This window comes from Snodgrassella sp. CFCC 13594, from assembly GCF_001590725.1.
Taxonomy (GTDB): Bacteria; Pseudomonadota; Gammaproteobacteria; order Burkholderiales; family Neisseriaceae; genus Snodgrassella.
This window is the reverse complement of record NZ_LQXR01000089.1, coordinates 1-521: the sequence shown is the minus strand read 5'-3', so window position 1 is coordinate 521 and position 521 is coordinate 1. Positions and strand designations below refer to the sequence as shown.

The 521-nt window shown below is 39.5% G+C and carries 1 protein-coding gene; it reads left to right on the top strand.

Annotation, left to right across the window (positions count from 1 at the left end; genetic code table 11):
* Positions 1-108: 108 nt before the first annotated feature.
* Positions 109-521 (top strand): iron-containing alcohol dehydrogenase (locus A2F46_RS11850; RefSeq protein WP_156471661.1); only part of this gene is annotated, 413 nt, incomplete at its 3' end.

Below are 521 nucleotides of genomic sequence, written 5' to 3'. Positions count from 1 at the left end.
AGTATTAACATAGTAATGATTGCTCTAAATATCAGCAGTCAATTCTCAATGATAAAAATATTCCTATTTTTATAACACAAATCATTTAATCCATTGAAGGAGAAGTACATGAGCGCACCTTTTTTTATGCCTGCAAATAATTTTCTAGGCGAAGGCGCTATTGATGATGCGGTAAAACAAATAGTCGATTTGGGATTTAAAAAAGCATTCTTGGTGACTGATAAACCTTTGGCTAGTTTAGGTCACGCCCAAGCTATTGCGGATAAATTGGCAGCCCATGATATTGCCACAACGATTTTTGATGAAACCAAACCCAATCCTACTGTCGGAAATGTTAATGCAGGTTTGGCACTGTTACAGCAAGCTGGAGCTGACTGTGTGATTTCATTGGGCGGTGGTTCACCTCACGATTGTGCAAAAGCTATTGCGCTATTGGCGACCAATGGCGGGGTCATTAAAGATTATGAAGGGCTGGACCAATCAAAAAAGCCAGCTTTACCTATGATTGCGATTAATACCAC